Annotated in this window: 12 protein-coding genes and 2 pseudogenes; 3 read left to right on the top strand and 11 right to left on the bottom strand. The window is 73.1% G+C overall.

Annotation, left to right across the window (positions count from 1 at the left end):
- Positions 1–4 precede the first annotated feature (4 nt).
- The 6 genes from AC0I8G_RS11035 to AC0I8G_RS11060 form a co-directional block, all read right to left on the bottom strand.
- Positions 5–1,912, bottom strand: a complete 1,908-nt coding sequence (locus AC0I8G_RS11035) for a chorismate-binding protein (protein WP_471729955.1) — start codon at positions 1,910–1,912, stop codon at positions 5–7.
- 72 nt (positions 1,913–1,984) lie between these two features.
- Positions 1,985–2,692: a DUF899 domain-containing protein gene (locus tag AC0I8G_RS11040; RefSeq protein ID WP_471729956.1), complete on the bottom strand. Its 708-nt coding sequence runs from the start codon at positions 2,690–2,692 to the stop codon at positions 1,985–1,987.
- 59 nt (positions 2,693–2,751) lie between these two features.
- A complete protein-coding gene (locus tag AC0I8G_RS11045; RefSeq protein WP_471729957.1) occupies positions 2,752–3,171 on the bottom strand; it encodes a hypothetical protein in 420 nt (139 codons plus the stop codon).
- A 187-nt stretch (positions 3,172–3,358) separates the two neighbouring features.
- On the bottom strand, positions 3,359–5,233 hold the full coding sequence (locus AC0I8G_RS11050; RefSeq protein WP_471729958.1) for a S9 family peptidase: 1,875 nt from the start codon (positions 5,231–5,233) through the stop codon (positions 3,359–3,361).
- Positions 5,234–5,304: 71 nt separating this feature from the next.
- Positions 5,305–7,089, bottom strand: a complete 1,785-nt coding sequence (locus AC0I8G_RS11055) for an N-acetylglutaminylglutamine amidotransferase (protein ID WP_471729959.1) — start codon at positions 7,087–7,089, stop codon at positions 5,305–5,307.
- On the bottom strand, positions 7,070–9,637 hold the full coding sequence (locus tag AC0I8G_RS11060; protein ID WP_471729960.1) for a glutamate--cysteine ligase: 2,568 nt from the start codon (positions 9,635–9,637) through the stop codon (positions 7,070–7,072). The genes AC0I8G_RS11055 and AC0I8G_RS11060 overlap by 20 nt, the downstream gene beginning before the upstream one ends.
- 146 nt (positions 9,638–9,783) lie before the next feature.
- Here AC0I8G_RS11060 and AC0I8G_RS11065 point away from each other — a divergent pair, with 146 nt between their 5' ends.
- Positions 9,784–10,719, top strand: coding sequence for a hypothetical protein (locus AC0I8G_RS11065; protein ID WP_471729961.1), 936 nt, complete (start codon positions 9,784–9,786; stop codon positions 10,717–10,719).
- 36 nt (positions 10,720–10,755) lie between these two features.
- On the opposite strand, the gene AC0I8G_RS11070 is transcribed toward AC0I8G_RS11065, so the two are convergent.
- The 5 genes and pseudogenes from AC0I8G_RS11070 to AC0I8G_RS11090 form a co-directional block, all read right to left on the bottom strand.
- Complete coding sequence (locus AC0I8G_RS11070) at positions 10,756–11,499, bottom strand: DNA-formamidopyrimidine glycosylase family protein (RefSeq protein ID WP_471729962.1); 744 nt, start codon at positions 11,497–11,499, stop codon at positions 10,756–10,758.
- Between the two features lies 1 nt (position 11,500).
- Positions 11,501–11,737 (bottom strand): hypothetical protein, encoded by a 237-nt coding sequence (locus AC0I8G_RS11075; RefSeq protein WP_471729963.1) that lies wholly within the window; start codon positions 11,735–11,737, stop codon positions 11,501–11,503.
- A gap of 9 nt (positions 11,738–11,746) precedes the next feature.
- Positions 11,747–12,138: pseudogene (locus AC0I8G_RS11080) on the bottom strand (hypothetical protein); the annotation flags it as partial.
- A gap of 139 nt (positions 12,139–12,277) precedes the next feature.
- A pseudogene (locus AC0I8G_RS11085) lies at positions 12,278–14,060 on the bottom strand (N-acetylglutaminylglutamine amidotransferase).
- Between the two features lie 22 nt (positions 14,061–14,082).
- Positions 14,083–14,448, bottom strand: coding sequence for an HIT domain-containing protein (locus AC0I8G_RS11090; protein ID WP_471729964.1), 366 nt, complete (start codon positions 14,446–14,448; stop codon positions 14,083–14,085).
- 175 nt (positions 14,449–14,623) lie between these two features.
- On the opposite strand from AC0I8G_RS11090, the gene AC0I8G_RS11095 reads away from it, so the two are divergent.
- Positions 14,624–15,166, top strand: coding sequence for a SigE family RNA polymerase sigma factor (locus AC0I8G_RS11095; RefSeq protein WP_471729965.1), 543 nt, complete (start codon positions 14,624–14,626; stop codon positions 15,164–15,166).
- Positions 15,163–16,314, top strand: coding sequence for a Gmad2 immunoglobulin-like domain-containing protein (locus tag AC0I8G_RS11100; RefSeq protein WP_471729966.1), 1,152 nt, complete (start codon positions 15,163–15,165; stop codon positions 16,312–16,314). The genes AC0I8G_RS11095 and AC0I8G_RS11100 overlap by 4 nt, the downstream gene beginning before the upstream one ends.
- Positions 16,315–16,329 lie beyond the last annotated feature (15 nt).

Below are 16,329 nucleotides of genomic sequence, written 5' to 3' on the forward strand. Positions count from 1 at the left end.
GGCCTCAGAGCCGCGGAACGCTCCAGTCCGTGTCGGTGGTGAGGGCACTCAGCGGGGCCCGCAGCTTCAGCAGCACCTCGGCGACCTCGGCGTCCGGGTCGGAGTCGAGCACGATCGCGCCGCCCGCCCCGACCCGCCACTCCCCGCCGACGAGGACGGCGGTGCGGATGACGACGGCGAGGTCGGCCGCCCCGGTGGTGGAGAACCAGCCGATCGTCCCGGAGTAGATCCCCCGGGCCCGCTGTTCCAGGGCGTCGATGATCTCCGTCGTCCGGAGCTTCGGGGCCCCCGTCATCGAGCCGGGCGGGAAGCAGCTGCGCAGGCAGTCCACCGCCGACACCTCCGGGCGCAACCGCCCCCGCACGGTGGTGACGAGCTGGTGCACGGTGGGCAGCGTCTCGACCGTCATGAGGTCGGGCACCGTGACGCTGCCGGGGGTGCAGACCCGGCCGAGGTCGTTGCGGAGCAGGTCGACGACCATGAGGTTCTCCGCCCGGGTCTTCGGGTCGGCCTGCAGCGCAGCGGGATCGGTGTCGAGGGCCGCGGTGCCCTTGATGGGCCGGGTCTCGACCGCGCCGGAACTGCCGATGCGCAGGAACCGTTCCGGCGAACTCCCCGCCACCACGACGTCACCGCAGCGCAGGTACGCCGCGTAGGGCGCCGGGTTGGCGCGCCGCAACCGGCGGTAGACCTCGAACGGACGACCCTGCGCGGGGACACGGGCCTGCGTGGTCAGACAGATCTCGTAGCTCTCCCCCGCCCGCAACTGCCGCTGCGCGGCGAGCACGTCCTGCCGGTAGTCCGCGGGTGCGGTGTCCAGGATCACCGGGAGGTCCTGCGCCGCAACCGGTTCCGGTAGCGGGGGGAGGTCGGCCAGCGCCTCGGCGGTCTCCCCGATCCACCGTGGTTCCGCACCGCCCAGCGACAACGCGACCACCCAGGTCGCGTCCTCGTCGTGGTCGACGGCGACGAAGCGGTCGCAGAAGGTCCAGGAGCAGGCCGGGGTCTCGTCCCGTCGCGCCGTCGGGAACCCGCACTCGTCACGCGCCTCGTACCCCGCCCACCCGACGAAACCCCCGGCGAACTCGAACGGCACCGCCTCCGCACCGGCCACGGTGCGTTCGCGCAGCGCCCCCGCCAGGGCGGCGAGGGAGTCCACGCCGGTCCCGTCCCCGGCCCCCAGGAAGGAGAACCGCCCCGACCCCGCGCCGCGTGCCGCGGAGTCCAGCCAGAACGCGGCGTCGGACCCGGCGAAGAGGTGGGCGAAGGCCCGTTCCGCGTCCACGGCGGGCCTGGTCCTTCGAGCGTGCAGCCGGTAGCGCGGACGCGCCGTCCACCGTTCGCACCACCGCACGAAGTTCTCGACGATCCGCGCCCCCGTGGTGCTCGCGACCGACTCGGGGTGGAACTGCACCCCGACCAGCGGACGGGTCCGGTGCCGCAACGCCATGAGGACGCCGTCGGACCCCCAGGCCAGGGCCTCCAGGGTCTCCGGCAGCGGTTCCGCGACCCGGAAGGAGTGGTACCGGGTCGCGGCGAAGCCGTCGGGCAGCCCGGCGAGCACGCCCGTCCCGTCGTGCCGGACCCGGTCCACGAAACCGTGCCGCGGCTGCGGCGCGAGGTCGACCACGGCCCCCTCGGCCAGGGCGATCCCCTGCATCCCCAGGCACACCCCCAGGACGGGGACCTGCGCGCGGGCGAGCACGTCGGCCGCCAGCCCGAAGTCCCGCGCGTTGCCCGGGTGCCCCGGACCGGGCGAGACGACGATCCCCGCGAACCCCGCGAGGTCCAGCTCGCCGGGCGCGACGTCGTCGTCGCTCACCACGACCGGGTCGGTCCCGGTGGCGACCGCCAGCAGCTGGACCAGGTTGTGGGTGTAGGAGTCGTGGTTGTCCACGACGAGCCAGCGCACCGGGGAAGGGTGCCACACCCCGCCCGCCCCTCCTCGCGCCCCTCCGGGGAGCCGGGCTGCTCGGAGCTCGGCCTACTCGGCGAAGTTCGGCATCGCGCTCCGCGCGTCGACGACCCGGTCCGCCGGTTCCTCCCAGTCCTCCTGCCGCCCGAACACGGTGAGGTCGAGCCAGGAGTAGGCCCCACCGAGGTACTCGACCCCGCGGGCGAAGCTGGAGTAGGTGTGGAAGGTCCGGCCCCCCTCGCGCAGGAAGCAGCTCACACCGGGCTGTTCCCCGGAGGCGCCCTCGGCGTCGCGGTAGTTGTACTCGGTCAGCCCCGCCGCCGGGTCCAGGGTGACGTGGAAGTCGCGGTTGAACCGGCTCCCCCCGGACGACACCCACGGAAAGCTCCACCCCCGGGAGGCGGCGACCTTCGCCAGCTTCTCGTGCGGTGCCAGGGACACCGCGGCGAACGTCGTCCGCCGGGCGCGCAGGTGGGTCAGCCACCCCGGGGAGAGTTCGTCCAGACCGGCGGTGCAGGCCGAGCACGCCTCGTCCCACGACGGGTCGAACATCACGTGCTGCACGATCAGCTGCGAGTGCCCGTCGAAGAGGTCGGCGAGCGTGAGTTCCCCGTCGGGCCCGGTGAAGCGGTAGTCGTCCTCGACCTCGACCATCGGCAGCCGCCGCCGGTCGGCGTTCAGGGCGTCCCGGGCCCGGGTCGCCGCCTTCTCCCGCTGCAGCAGTTCCTTGCGCTCGCGCAACCACGCCTCACGGGTCACGACGTCCGGCAGGGCCATGGTGTCCTCCTCGACCTCGGGTGTGCTGTCGGGGTGGTGACCCGGCGCCGCCGCCGGACTCATCGCTCAGTCCGGGACGACCGTGCGGTCGACGGGTTCGGGGTCGGCCGGCTGCACGCTGACGCTGGGGAAGTCGGCGAGGCGGCCGGCCCCGGCGTGGTCCCGGTCGTCAACGTCGACCCGCTCTGCAGGTGGACCACGAGCAACCGCGCGAGGGCGACGAGGCCGTCGACGTGGGCCCGCTCGTGACCGTGGCCGGGGTCGAGACCGAAACCCAGCAGCGCGTGCCGGGCCTCGATCCCGGCCTCGAGGGCGGGCGCCGCGTCGGAGCGGTGGTGCCGGTACACGTCGCGCACGGCCGGGACGCCGTGCTCCTCGGCCAGGGAGTGCAGCCGACGGGACAGGTGGTGGTCGAAGGGGACCGTCATGTCGAGCACGGTGATGCCCGCGAGTTCCTCCCGGGAGTTCTCGCCGGCCACGACGACGGCGTCGTCGGGTGAAGATCGTGACGTGCGCGCCCTCGGCGAAGCGGGCGCTGTGCGCCCCGAGGGGCTGGGGATCCGCAGCAGCTCCACGAGCGTCGTGGTCAGGTACTCGACGTCGATGGGCAGGTCGGTCGCGCCGCTGGGCGTCTCGTTCGCTCGCGCACCCGTCCCCGCGGTGCCCTCAGGAGACCGCTCGCAGGTGCGCGGTGAGGAAGCTGACCGCGCTGCGCGTCAGCGTCCGCCGCGACTCCGCGCGGCGGTAGTCGTGCCCCTCGCCGGCCAGCTCGAGGTAGTCCACCTGCCGGTCCAGCCCGCGCAGCGCGGCCACGATCTGGCGCGCCTCGCCGATCGGGACGTTGGTGTCCAGCTCCCCGTGCACGACGAGGAGGGGGACGTCGATCGCGTCGGCGCGACGCAACGGCGAGAGCTCCTCCAGCAGGACCCGGTCGTGTTCGGGGTGCCCGTACTTGCTGACCGCCGCCGCCCCGATCCAGGGTTCGGTGTCGCGGTAGAACGTCGTGAGGTCGCTCATGCCGCAGATGTCGATGCCGGCGGCGAACACGCCCGGCGAGAAGGCCAACGAGGCGAGGGTGAGGTACCCGCCGTAGGAACGACCCGTGACGGCGATCCGGTCCGCGTCGGCGAACCCCCTGGCCACCAGGTGCTCGGCCGTCGCGAGGACGTCGGCGAAGGCGTCGTGACGCTTCTCGACGTCGTCGGCGTGCACGAACTCCCGACCGAACCCCGAGGAGCCCCGCACGTTGGGGGCGAACACCGTGATGCCGGCGGCGACGAGGGTCTGGACCATCGCGTTGAAGGTGGGACGTTCCTGCGCCTCCGGACCACCGTGCAGGCTCAGGGCCGCCGCGCCGGACGGGTCCGGTGCCTCGTACAGCCAGCCGGTGAGCGTCAGCCCGTCGTGCGCCGCGTAGGTCTCCAGCGTGGGGACGACGAGGTCGCGGACGGGGAGTTCCGGTGAGTGCGTGATCCTCGTCCACTCCCCCGTCGCGGTGTCCAGGTGCCAGAGTTCGCGCGGGCGCGAGGGCCCTTCGACGCCGAGGACGACGCTGCGCCCGTCCCGGGAGAGGACCGGGTCGGTCGCGACCAGACCCGGCAGACCGTGCAACCGGGTCCGTTCCCGCGTCGTGGTGTCGAAGAGTTCCAGCTCGCTGGCTCCGGCGACGTTCCACACCAGCAGCAGCAGCGTCCCCGCGTCGTCGCCGTCGACGAACTCGAGTTCCGCGTCGTCGCGCGCGGCGAGCGTCTGCGCCTCCCCGCGGTAGCCGTTGGGCCCGAAGGGCATCCCGATCAGCTGGCGCCGCGGCAACCCCACGTCGGAGGCGAGGTAGACGTAGACCGGACCGGTGTCACCGGCGGGGGCCGGACGCAACAGGGCCACGTCGGTGGAGCCGGTGGCCCCGTGCGGCAGCAGCGGCTGGTGCTCGTCGATGAGCCGGTCGACGACCACGCAGAACTGCTGGCCGCGTTCACCGTCGACGACGACGAGGAAGCGTTCCTCCTGCGAGACGTCGAGGACGTGGACGAGGTCACCCTCGGCCAGCGGGTCCAGCCGGCCGGTCGCCGGGTCGCCGAGGTAGCAGCGCGAGGGTCTCCCCCCGACGGGCGGGAACGTCACCACGACCCGGTGGCCGCTGCGGGTCCAGGGCCCGAGCTCGGCGTGCTCGTGGGCGTCCCCCGCGATCCGGCGGGCGTCGCTACCGTCGGGGCGCACCACCCACACCTCGGTCCGCACACCCCCACCGACGGCCACCGAGCACGCGAGCCAGCGGCTGTCGGCGGCCCACGACACCGACACCACGGGGTCGGGTGAGAGGTGGACGTGACGCGCCGCGGGCATCTCCCCGTCCAGGACGACCTCCTGGATCCACAGCTGCGGGATCCCGGAACGGTCGGAGACGAACGCGACCTGGCGGGCGTCGGGGGTCATCGTGGGTCGCCAGCTGCCCCAGGCGGCGACGAGTTCGTCGCCCAGCGCGAGAGCGTCCTCCAGCGGGGAGGCGGACGGCGGATCCTGCTCGAGGGTTCGGTGCTCCACACCCCCATGCTGCACCCACGGCCCCCGTCGCGGGGGAACGGGAGGCGCACCGGGACCCCGGGCCGATCCGCTCACCCCACGTCGTGGTGCTGCAACCACATCTCCAGCAACGCCAGCTGCCACAGCACGTTGGACCCGAGCGGGGTGCGGTCGACGTTGGGGTCGGCGAGCAACCGGTCGACGACCTCGGGCCGGAACAACCCGCGCCGCTTCGCCGCGGGGTCGGTGAGGGCGTCGCGGACCCGCTGGAGGTAGGGGCCCTCGAGCTGACGGATCGCCGGGACCGGGAAGTACCCCTTCGTGCGGTCGATGACGGCGTCGGGGACCAACCCGCGCGCGGCCCGCTTGAGGACCCCCTTCCCGCCGTCGGCGAGTTTCAGTTCCGGCGGGATCCGGCCGGCGAACTCGACGAGTTCGTGGTCGAGGAACGGGACGCGCGCCTCCAGGCCGTGCGCCATCGTCATGTTGTCGACGCGCTTCACCGGGTCGTCGACGAGCATGACGGTCGTGTCGTTGCGCAGCGCCGCGTCGAGCGAGGTCTCCGCGCCCGGACGGCCGAACGCCTCGGTGATGAAGTTCCCCGGGGTGTCCGAGCCCGGCAGCCACTCCGGGGCCAGCACGTCGGCGAGGCCGGCGTAGCGACGGTCGAAGAACACCTGCGCGTAGGCCTCGACGGCGTCCGCCCGGGGAACCCCCGCCAGCGGTGGGTACCAGCTGTACCCGCCGAGCACCTCGTCCGCGCCCTGGCCGGACTGGACGACCTTGACCGACTTCGAGACCTCCTGCGACAGCAGCAGGAAGGCCACGCAGTCGTGGCTGACCATGGGTTCGCTCATGGCGTCCACGGCCGCGTCGATCCCCGGCAGCAACCGGGAGGAGTCGACGTGGATGCGGTGGTGGTCGGTCCCGAACTCCTTCGCGACCAGCGAGGAGTACTCGTACTCGTCGCCCGACTCCCCGCCGGCGGAGTCGAACCCGATGCTGAACGTCGCCAGGTCGCGCTGGCCCGCCGCGTCGAGCAGGGCCACGACGAGGCTGGAGTCGAGACCGCCCGAGAGGAGGACCCCGACGGGGACGTCGGCGACCATCCGGCGTTCCACCGCGACGCGCAGCTTCTCCAGCAGGCCCTGTTCCCAGTCCCGCGCGCTCCAGCCGGCGAACTCCTGCGAGCGGGTGAACTCCGGTTCCCAGTAGGTCGTGTCGGTGGACCTGCCGTCGCGCTCGACCACGCGGACGGTCGCGGGCGGGAGCTTGCGCACCCCCGTCAGGATCGTGCGGGGGGCGGGGACGACGGAGTGGAAGGTCAGGTACTGGGCGAGCGCCTCGCGGTCGATGCTGGTGTCGACACCGCCACCGGCGAGCAGGGCCTGGACGGTGGAGGCGAACCGCACCCGGTCGGCCCGGGTGTCGACGTAGAGGGGTTTGATCCCGAGCCGGTCGCGGGCCAGCACCAACCGGCCGCTCTCGTGTTCCACCAGGGCGATCGCGAACATCCCGAGCAGGTGCTCGACGAAGCGGGTTCCCCACTGCGCGTAGGCCTTCTCGACGACCTCGGTGTCGGAGGTGGAGAAGAACCGGTGCCCGGCGGCCTGCAGCTCGGCCCGCAGTTCCCGGTAGTTGTAGATGCAGCCGTTGAAGACCACGGTGATCCCCGCGGTGTTGTCGACCATCGGCTGCGCACCCGCGGGTGAGAGGTCGATGATGGAGAGTCGCCGGTGGCCCAGTGCGACGGGACCGCGGGCCCAGATCCCGTCCCCGTCCGGTCCCCGGTGCACCAGGCAACCGGTCATCCGGGCCAGCGCCGCGACGTCGGCGCTCGCCCCGTCGAACCTGACCTCACCGGCGAGTCCGCACACGGGCCTCTCCCTCCTGGTCGTCGTCGCCGCGCAGGATCCAGGTGTCCTTGGCGCCGCCGCCGCGCGAGGAGTTCACGACGAGGCTGCCCTCGGGCGCGACCCGGGTGAGCGCCACGTCCGCGAGGTGGCACTCCTCCTCGCCCGTCCCGGTGACGTAGACGAACGCCCGCAGGTCCACGCGTCGCGGTTGCAGCGTCGCGCTCCCGGCGTTCCAGCTCGGCACGGAGGACAACTGCACGACCTCCTGCGCGACCCAGTTCGACGGTTCCGCGGCGATCTCCTGGCGTCGGGCTGCGACCTCCGCCGCGCTCGCGTAGGGCCCGATCAGCACGCCCTCACCGCCGTATCCGTCGACGGGTTTCGTCACGAGTTCCCCCACGCGTTCCAGCACGGCCCGACGTTCGACCTCGTCGCTGAGGCGGTAGGTGGGCACCGACTCCAGCAGCGGGCGTTCCTCGAGGTAGTAGTTGATGAACTCCGGCACCGAGCGGTACATCGCCTTGTCGTCGGCGATGCCGTTGCCCGGTGCGTTGGCCAGCACGACCCCGCCCGCGACGGCGACGTCGAAGACCTCCTGGCCGATCCGGCGCCCGGCGTGGTCGCAGAGGTCCAGCAGTTCCCCGTCGAGGCGGAGGTAGACGGCCCCGACGGGGTCCCCCGTCCCCCGGTGCACGACGCGGCCGCGCTGCACGTCGAGGTCGTCGGCGCCGACCAGCAGCAACCCGGCCCCGTCGGCGAGCTTGCGGTGCTCGAACCAGGCGGCGCTGGCCGGGCCGCTCGAGAGCAGCACCGGGCGCATCCCGGGACGCGAGCGCGACAGCAACGTCGAGCGCAGGCGCTCGAAGGCGGTGGCCGGGTCCAGCATCGCCGCCGGCCGCGGCATGTCGGGCACGACCGCGTCCACCAGAGCCCGGGCCGCGATCCCGTAGGCGGCGCCGCTGGGGTTGCGGACGTTGTCCTCCAGGACCCGCCAGCCGCCGTACTCGTTGCGGATCAGGTCGAAACCCATGACGGGCGCGCGCACCACGTCGTCGGGCAGCCGCGTCGCCTGCGACTCCCACCCGGGGGCACCGACGACGGCGTCGCGGGTCAGGACCCCGTCGTGCAGGATCCGCTGGGCTCCGTAGACGTCGCGCAGGAAGCACTCGATCGCCCGGGCCCGCTGCACGAGACCGCGCCGCACCTGCTGCCACTCGTGGGGCAGGATCACGCGCGGCACGAGGTCGACGTGGAAGGGCTTCTCGACGAGGCCCTCCGGGCCGCTCACCACGTAGGCGAGGTGGCGCTCACGCGCCCAGGCGTCCCGTTCGGCCTCGGCCGCGGCGACACCGGCCGGGCCCAGGGTGCGGACGTGCTCGATGACCTCGCGGTAGGCGGGGCGCGGCTGGGCGCTGACGCCCACGGCCTCGTCCCCGGCGCGGGTGCGGTAGCGCCGCAGGGCGGCCGTCGCCGGGGCCTCCCCGGCGGCCGAGCCGTGGGTCTCCTCCACGACGAGACGCACGACGTCGTCCAGTTCGCCCCGTTCGACGAACGCCGCGCGCTGGCGGTCGGCGGAGTTCCCGCGGGCGAGCGTCGCCTCGGTGAGCTCCGCCACCTCGTCCCAGTCGCCCAGTTCCTCCAGCTGCGGACGCAGCCGCCCCAGCAGCGTGCGGACGGCTTCCGGGGCCGGCAGCGGACGCGGGTGGTCGTTGCCGTCGAGGAGGTCGCCGGAGAGACCACCGCGAGCGGCCTGCCAGATCCCGGCCCGGTAGAGCGGCGACGGGGCCTGCGGCCGCGGGCGCCCGGCCTCGATGTCCAGCTCGGCGGCGCGCACGCTGGCGCGGAACAACCCGGCGATGAGCACGGCGTCGTCGACGAGCGGGCAGGCGTCGCAGACGCGGAGTTCCAGGGTGGGCGCGTGCGAGCTGGGCCGGACGTCGAAGTAGGCCATCTTGCGGTCGGCGATGACTCCCGAGGCGATGAGGTCGTCGAGGAGTTCGTCGTACTCCGCCGCCGACTCCAGGGCACCGGTGGTCCCGGCGCTGGGCCAGCGTTGCCAGATCGTGGTGCGGATGCTCGCGTAGCCGGTGTTCTGACCGTTCCAGAACGGCGAGCTGGCCGAGAGGGCCAGCAGGACGGGGAGGGTCGGGGCGATCCGCTGCATGATCTCGACGGCCAGGTCCCGGTCGGCGATCCCGACGTGGATCTGGGTGCCGCAGATGAGCTGTTCGTCCACCAGGAGCCGGTACTGCTCCTGCATGCGCCCGTAGCGTCCGGTCGCGGTGAGCTCGAAGTCGGTGAACGTCGAACGAGGTGCCGTGCCGACGGCGGCGACCCCGAGCCCGTCGCGGCTGGCGGCCTCGACCAGACCCTTGCGCAACCGCAGGAGTTCCTCGCGCAGTTCCGTCAGGGTCGACACCACGTCGGTGTTGGTCTCCACCGTGGTGCGTTGCAGTTCGGCGGAGTAGGAGGCGCTGTCCAGCCGGGACAGCACCTGGGGAGCGCGTGCCGACAGTTGCCAGCTCTCCAGGTCGATCAGGTGGAGTTCCTCTTCCGCTCCGAGAGTCATCTCCGCGCCCATTCCCACAAGCTAGACCTCATCGCGGGTCGTGCCGCCGGAGACGGGCCGCGAAACAAGACCTTTACGTGGAGACCGTCATTTGTGACACTCAGTAGTCAGTCGATCGCTGAGGGCAGTCGTGCCACGATGTCACCGTGGACTTCCCCACCCTGCTCGACGAGCTCTACGCGGTGCCGCCCGGCGAGTTCACCGCGACCCGGGACCGCTGGGCCCGTGAGGCCCGCGACGACGGGGACCGCGAACTGGCCGGTCGGATCGCCGGCCTGAAGAAGCCCCCCGTCCCCGCGTGGGCCGTGAACCTGCTCGTCCGCGAACGCCGCGACGAGGTCGAGCAGCTGCTGGAGCTCGGGGCCGCGATGCGGGAGGCGACGGCCTCGCTCGCCGGTCCGGAACTGCGTGAGCTCGGGGTGCAGCAGCACCAGGTCCTGGACGCGATGCGCGTCCAGGCCGGGCGGCTCACCCTCGCCGCCGGTGTGCGTCTCAGCCTCGACGTGGGCGAGAAGGTCGTCGCCACCCTCCGCGCCGGCATGAGCGACCCCGCGGCCGCGGACGCCGTCCGCTCCGGGACGCTGGTCCGCCCGCTGGAGGCGACGGGTTTCGGCGAGGTCGACCTCGACGGGGCGAGCGCCGCGGACTCCCCCGTCCGCCCCGCCCCCGCGGCGAAGAAGACCCACGCCCGCCGACCGGTGCCCCAGGACGAGCTGAAGGCGCGGCGGGAGGAGAGGGCGGCCCAGGAGGCCGAACGCGAACGGGCCGAGGCCGAACGCCGCGACCGCGAGCGGCGCGAGCTCGAGGAGGCCGTCGACGCGGCCCGCGAGGAGCTGGCGGAGGCCCGCGACGACGCCGGCACCGCCGCTGCGGAACTCGGCTCGGCCCGGCGTCGCAGCGAGGACCTCGCCCGTCGGCAGGAGGACCTGCAGGCCAAGCTCGCCGCGGTCACCGAGCAGCTCGACGCCGCCACCGACACCCTGCGTTCGGCCGAACGCGGTGCCCACAGCGCCGACGAGCGCGTCACCCGCGCCCAGCGCGAACTCACCCACCTCGAGGCCCGGCTCCCCTCCGACGCGTGATCCGGCGGGGGTTCCTGCGAGATCACGGGTCGGGGGTCAGGACTGGTCGGTGGGGCAGACCCAGGCGGTGCGGCCCGCCAGGGTCCAGCTCCGGACGGGCGTCCCGCACCGGCGGCAGGTCTCGCGCTCGTAGACCCAGCGCTCGTCCGGCGCGCTCGGATCGGAGACCACCTGGCCCGCCTCGAGCCCCAGGGTGAGGTGCTCGACGGCGAGGTCCCAGAGCAGAGCGGCCTCCTCGACGTCGATGCGGCGGGACGGGTCGATCCCCGCGAGGAAGAGCAGTTCCGCCCGCCAGGCGTTGCCGATCCCGGCCCAGACCGACTGGTCCAGCAACGTCGCCCCCACGACCCCCCGGGCCGCGGCGAGCCGCCGCGCCGCCTCGTCGCGGGCGGCCGCGCCCACCCGCAACGGGTCCGGACCGAGGGTCGCGAGCAGTGCGTCGCGCGCGTCCTGCTCCAGCGCCTCGCACCTGCTGGGCGCGATCAGCGAGAACGCCGTGCGCTCCCCCACCAGCCGCATCCTCGTCCCGCCCCGCGGGGGCAGGGTCAGGTCCTCGGTGCGCAGGAAGAACCCCCGCAGCCCCAGGTGGACGTGGAGGTCGGGTGCCTCCTCGAAGGAGTGCAGCAGGTGCTTGCCGTACGCCTGGACGTCGAGGAGGCGGCGCCCGTCGAACGGGGTCGCGTCGAACTTCCCCTGCGGGCTGGTCACGGACAGCACCTGACCCGCCAGCGCCTCGCGCTGGTCGCGGGCGTGGCGGTGCAGGACGTGGGCCTCGGGCACGTCAGCCCAGCGACGCCGGCTTGGCCGGGGTGAACAACCACTCGTCGAAGAACGCGGTGAGGTCCTGCCCGCTGAACTGCTCGGCGAGGGCGACGAACTGCGGGGTGGTCACGGCCCGGCCCCGCTGCTGCTCGAACCAGGAGCGCAGGATCCGCGAGAACGCCTCGTCGCCGACCCTCCCGCGCAGCGCCGGCAACGTCATGGCCCCGAGCAATGCCCCGACCACTCTGCGCACCATGGCCGGACCCTAGTGCCGCTGAGCGGATCCTGTGAACCCTCGGGTCTCGAGGAACAGCAGGTCCAGGGACCTCTCGGCCGTCGGGCGCGGAGCGTGGTGGGCGAGCCCCGGACGTTCGTCGGCCTCGATGACGACGTGGGTCCGGTCGCGGACCGTCCGGACGAACACGTCCAGGTTCCGGTCCCGCGGGGCGCGGTAGCGGTTCAGCGGCAGCCGGAACGTGATCGAGGGATCCGGGCAGAGTTCGTGCGGCGCGAGAACGACCAGCACCCGGGGGTCCCGCACGTACACGGCGATGTCGCGTTCACCGGTCTCCTCGGCGCGCAGGCGTCGACCACGTCCCGCTGGTCGGCGAACGTCTGTCCGAACACCAACCGACCCCAGCCCATGTCCAGGACGACGTCGGCGGCCATCTCGGCGGTGAACCACGTGGGTGGCCGCTGCCGGTTCCGGGTCGAGATGGTCGGCACGTCCAGGGAACGGTGCCGCGACCCGGCCACCGCGGAACGTCGTCTCGTCGTGGTCACCGCTCGTCCCCGGTCAGACGATGCCGTGCTGCTGCAACCACATCTCGAGCAGCCCCAGCTGCCAGAGCCTGTTCCCCCGCAGCGGGGTGAGTTCGGAGTTCGGGTCTCCCAGCAGCCCGTCGACGTGGCCGGGGCGGAACAGCGCCCGGTCCCGGGCGGCCCGACTGGTGAGCGCGTCCTTCACCAGACCGAGCACCTCGCCCTCGAGGTGGGTGATCGCCGGGACGGGGAAGTACCCCTTCGGCCGGTCGATGACCTCGCGCGGGATCATCCGGTACCCGACCCTCTTGAGGATTCCCTTGCCGCCGCCGACGAGTTGCAGTTCCGGCGGGATCGCGGCGGCGAGTTCGACGAGTTCGTGGTCGAGGAAGGGGACGCGCGCCTCCAGCCCCCCGGCCATCGTGGCGTTGTCGACGCGCTTCACCGGGTCGTCGACCAGCATGACCTCGGTGTCCAGGCGCAACGCGGCGTCGACGGCCGTGTCCGCCCCGGGTCGGGCGAAGTGCTGTTCCAGGAACTCGCGCGACACGTCGATGGAGGTGAGCCACTGCGGGTTCAGGACCTGCGCCACCCCCGCGTGGTCGCGGTCGAAGAACGCCGTCGCGTAGGCGTCGACCCCCTGGGCCGGGGTGAGTCCGGACAGCGGTGGGTACCAGTGGTAGCCGCCGAACACCTCGTCGGCCCCCTGACCGGACTGCACGACCTTGGTGGTCTGCGAGACCTGCTGCGAGAGCAGGTCGAAGGCGACGACGTCGTGGCTCACCACGGGTTCGCTCATGGCGTCGACCGCGTGCCCGAGCGCCCCGACGAGTTCGGCGCCGGACACCCGGATGCGGTGGTGGTTCGTCGCGAACCGCTGCGCGATCGCGTCGGAGTACTCGAACTCGTCCCCGTCGCGACCGCCCACGGACTCGAAGCCGATGGAGTAGGTGGCGAGGTCGGTCCGGCCCTGTTCGGCGAGCAGCGCGGTGATGAGGCTGGAGTCGAGACCGCCGGAGAGCAGGACGCCGACGGGGACGTCGGCGACGGTCCGCCGTGCCACCGCGGTGCGCAACGACGCGAGGACCGCGTCCTCCCAGTCCTGCTCGGAGAAGGAGGCGTACTCCTCGCGTCGCACGTGGTCGGGGGCCCAGTACCGGTGCTCCCGGCTCCGCCCGTCGGCCTCGACCACCCGGACGGTGGCCGGCGGGAGCTTCCGCACACCCTGCAGGACGGTGTGCGGCGCGGGGACGACGGCGTGCCAGGAGAGGTAGTGGTGCAGGGCGACGGGATCGATCGTGGTGTCCACGTCGCCCGCCGCGAGCAGCGCCGGCAACGAGGAGGCGAACCGCAACCGACCCGGGGTCTCGGCCAGGTAGAGGGGTTTGACGCCGAGCCGGTCGCATGAGGACGACCCGGCCGGAGTCGCGCTCGTGGACGACGACGGCGAACATCCCGACGAGGTGGTCGACGACGTCGACGCCCCAGCGGTGGTACCCCTTGACGACGACCTCGGTGTCCGAGGTCGAGGTGGAGCGGTAGCCGTACCTGATCAGTTCCTCGCGCAGCTGCGGGTAGTTGTAGATGCAGCCGTTGAAGACGGCGGTGAGAGCGAGGGCGGGGTCCTGCATCGGCTGGGCGCCGCAGGCCGAGAGGTCGATGATCGAGAGCCGGCGGTGCCCGAAGGCGACCCGCCCCTGGGCCCAGACGCCTTCACCGTCCGGGCCGCGGGCGGCCATGGCCTGCGACATCCGCTGGACGGCGGCCACGTCCGCCGCCCGACCGTCGAACCTGACTTCACCGCAGAGACCGCACACGTCCGACCACCCAACCCTCGGGTCAGCCGGGGGGCCAGGTGAAGTCGCGTCCGCCGAGGACGTGGCCGTGCACGTGGAAGACCGACTGCCCCACCGCCGTCCCCGTGTTGAAGACCAGCCGGTACTCCCCGCCGCAGCGCTCGTCGGCGATCTGCTGGGCCACCGCCACGAGGCGGGCGAGGGTCTGCGGGGCCGCCGCGGCGAGCTCCGCGACGTTCTCGAAGCGCTCCCGCGGGACGACCAGGACGTGGACGGGAGCCTGCGGGGCGACGTCCTCGAAGGCGACGACGAGGTCGTCGGAGTGGACGATCGTCGCCGGGACCTCCCCCGCCACGATCCTGAGGAACAGGTCGTCGGGGGCGCGCTGCACGCGGGAGACCTCGGCCATGCCCCGCACGCTACCGGGCCGTCTCCGTGGGGGATCGTTGCCTCCCCGGTCCCACCAGACGTCACCGGGGAGGCAACGATCCCACCCGGCGGACGCGGCGCGCCCCCGACGAGTCGCGAAATGATCTCCGGTTGGATGTCAACCGTGACCCTGCGTGACTCGTCTGTGCACTGTGATGGTGACGAAGGAGCGGCTGGTCGTGGTTGACGACCCGCGCTCGTGGACGGCCGACGAGGCGGTCAGTGCGCTCTACGCTGCGCACTGGCGGCGCTTCGTCGGGCTCGCGGCGTCCCTGATGGGCGAGACCGCGAGCGCCGAGGAGGTCGTCGCGGAGGCGTTCGTGACGCTGCACGGGCGCTGGAACCGGCTCGCGGACAAGGGGTCGGCGGTCGCCTACCTGCGCACGAGCGTCGTGAACGGGGCCCGTGACGTCGTGCGGCACCGGGTCGTCACCGACCGCAAGCGTCCCCTGCCGGACCCGGAGCCTGCGGGTCCGGAGGAGCAGGCCGTGCGGGCCGCGGAGCACCGGATGGTGCTCGGCGCGCTGGACGGGTTGCCGACCCGGCAACGGGAGGTCCTGGTGCTGCGGTACCAGGGCGAGATGTCCGAGGAAGACATCGCGGCCGCGCTCGGCATCAGCCGGGGTGCGGTCAAGACCCACGCGCACCGCGGGTTGTCCGCGTTGCGCACGGCCATGTCGAGCGAGGAGCAGCAGTGAACGAGGAGACCCCGCTGGGGCCGCTGCCGGATCCCGCCGGCCACGACGAACTCAGTCCCACCGCCAGGCAGCTGCAGGACGCCCTCGCCGCCCGTGCGGCCGGGGTGCAGCCGACCGACCGTCTCGAGGAGATCCGCATGACCAGCCGAGCCAACCGTCGTCGTTCCCGCACCCGTGGCGGGCTGGTGGCGGCGGGGGTCGCGGCCGTCGTCGTCGTCGGTGGCGGCGGCTACGCGCTGACCCAGCGCGGGAGCGACAACGTGACGACGGTGGCCAGCACGGCGTCCTCGTCGACCTCGCCGACCTCATCGACCCCCTCCACCTCGTCGAGCACGCCGGCGACGGACTCGACCCCGATGTCCTCGCAGCCCGCCGGCTCGGGGGGCACCCCGGCGGCCACGTCGGTCACCTCGGCCCCGGCGACCTCCACGGCGGGCGGGACGGGGGGCACGCTGCCCACCGGTGCGACGTCGGTGCCGGTGTACTGGCTGGGCGGGCAGCCGGCGAAGCTGTACCGCGAGTACGTGAAGGCCGGGTCGGGCGCGAACGACGCGACCAACGCGTTGCGCGCCATGCTGTCCGGCTCCCCCACCGACCCGGACTACTCGAGCCCGTGGGCGAAGGACGCGACCGCGACGGTGAGCGAGGCGGGCGGGAAGCTCGTGGTGGACGTGGCGGCCTCCGCGGCGTCGGGCTCCACCGGTGACGCGACCCTGGCGTTGCAGCAGCTCGTCTACACGGTGACGGCGGCGGCGGGCGACGACCAGCCGGTCGAGCTCCGGGTCGGCGGGAAGGCGGGGCAGTCCCTGTTCGGGACGAGCGTCCCGGCGTCGCTGTCACGGGCGCCGCAGGCCGACGTGCAGGCCCCGGCGTGGATCACCTCGGTGTCCCCGAGCGCCGGTTCGGTCACGGTGAAGGGCGTCGGGACGGGTTTCGAGGGGACGCTGCTCTACACGTTGACGAACTCCGCCGGCGCCGAGGTGGCCCGCGACTCGGTGCAGGCCGGCGCGAACGGCACCTTCGCGGAGTTCTCGTTCACGGCGGCGGTGCCGGCGGGGACCTACACCCTGGCGGTGTTCGCCCCCGACGAGTCCGACGGCGAGGGCTCCGGCCCCGTCGGCGACACGAAGACCGTCACCATCCCCTGACCCTCCTCCCGTTCC

The sequence above is a fragment of the Kineococcus sp. AC630 genome (assembly GCF_979255925.1).